2 protein-coding genes are annotated in these 1,669 nt (G+C 52.5%); both read left to right on the top strand.

Annotated elements, in window-relative coordinates; translation table 11 throughout:
• Positions 1–966: RHS repeat-associated core domain-containing protein (locus tag D8S75_RS17895; protein ID WP_269814006.1), on the top strand; the 966-nt coding region annotated here is incomplete at its 5' end.
• Positions 967–1,092: 126 nt separating this feature from the next.
• A complete protein-coding gene (locus tag D8S75_RS17540) occupies positions 1,093–1,596 on the top strand; it encodes a hypothetical protein (RefSeq protein WP_157982680.1) in 504 nt (167 codons plus the stop codon).
• Positions 1,597–1,669: the final 73 nt, after the last annotated feature.

Below are 1,669 nucleotides of genomic sequence, written 5' to 3'. Positions count from 1 at the left end.
AGCAGCCAGACGGGCCAGGGCCCGGACGCACCCACCACCAAATACGCCCACAACGCCCTGGGCCAGCGCGTCTTCAAGACCGAGCCCCTGTATGCCGCAGCCAGCAGCAAAGACGGCGCCCTGGACGACGAGGAAGAAGACCCCGGCCTGCTGCAAACCCTGGCCCACTTCTTCGCCCGCCTGTGGAGCCCCGCCAAGAGCGACGCCGAACACCTGGGCTGGGCCTATGTGTACGACGAAGAAGGCAGCCTGCTGGGCGAATACGGCACAGGCGGTGCACAAAGCGCAGGGCAAAGCCAATACCTGTACCTGCCCACAAGCCAAGGCCCCATCCCCATTGCCGCAGAGATCGACGGCCGCCTGTACGCCATCCACACCGACCACCTGGGCACGCCCCGGCGCCTGACCCAGGCCGACGGGCAGGCCGCCTGGCAATGGGCCTACACCCCCTATGGCGACGAAGCCCCCACGCTGGGGGCGCAGCGGTTTACCAACGAAACGACGAACCCCACGACGGGTGCAACGAACATCCCGCCTGTGCGCTTCAACCTGCGCTATCCGGGGCAGTACTTTGATGAAGAGAGCGGGTTGCATTACAACTACTTCCGCTCGTACGATCCGCGCACAGGACGCTACACGCAGAGTGACCCCATCGGACTCAACGGGGGGTGGAATCGGTTTAGCTATGTGGGGGGAAACCCGCTGAGCGGGATCGATCCAGAGGGTTTACAGACCTCCGTACAGTGGTGTTACCAGAGTCCTGCGAATGCGGCCACCTGCAACGAAGCAGGGATGCTCCCAAAGCCTATTCGAATACCTCCGCCTATAGTCTTTCCTGACGATTGCAATAAGGCGTGCGAGAAAGCAATTGTTGACGCCTCGAACGCTTATTGGAAATTAACTACCAAGCGGTTGCCGCAGTACGAATCTGGGGGGGGCTCGTGGCCGAGATGCTGGTCATGCTAAAGCGATACCGCAATTGCAAGAGGCATTGAAAGATGCAATCAGGCGCGTAAAGCTCCATTGCACAACACCTCCGTCCATGCTGCCCGAGTGGGAGCGTGCAGCAAATGAACCATTGTCGAGGTAATGATGTTGAATCCAGATTTATGGACGTCGTTTGAAAAAGAGCTCAGTGCTGCGGATGTTGAAAGAATTGAAGATCGTTTGGTTTTTCTGAAAGAAATACTTGAAGATGCTGTAATCCAATATCATGTTGAAGACGTTTCTAGTGAACTTGATCTTAATCTACATGTTTACTTGAACTATTTTGATGCATGTTCTAATACAAAATTAACCGCTTGGCTAATTCATGATTCCTGGTTTCATTACTATAGTGATGGGGTTGGTCTAAATCCAGAATTGCTAGAAATTCTGAGCTTGGCTTTTTTGAGTTCGGAGCTGGATTTATATTCTCAGCTAAAAACTTTTTTGAATTGCCTCAATAGTGGCCACTTGATTTTCAAAGAAGCTGATGCGGTTGTTTGGCTTTCATTTTTGGATTATATGGCTTCGAAATTAATTTTCCATATTGGAAACAAGAGAATGCAAAAACTATTTATTGGTGCGTCTGAAGGCGGTATCTCTAAAATTTAATCGGCGGTCTCAAATCTGAAGTGCAACACCTGAACCTCAGGTAACTTGCACAGATGACTTCACGATACACGCA

The sequence above is a fragment of the Simplicispira lacusdiani genome, from assembly GCF_003604195.1.
GTDB lineage: Bacteria > Pseudomonadota > Gammaproteobacteria > Burkholderiales > Burkholderiaceae_C > Simplicispira > Simplicispira lacusdiani.
The sequence above is the reverse complement of the archived record's forward strand: the minus strand, read 5'-3'. Positions and strand labels throughout refer to the sequence as shown.

Excerpts from the sequence above, each read along its gene's own strand:
- D8S75_RS17540 (WP_157982680.1), top strand. The coding sequence starts at position 1,093 with ATGTTGAATCCAGATTTATGGACGTCGTTTGAAAAAGAGCTCAGTGCT.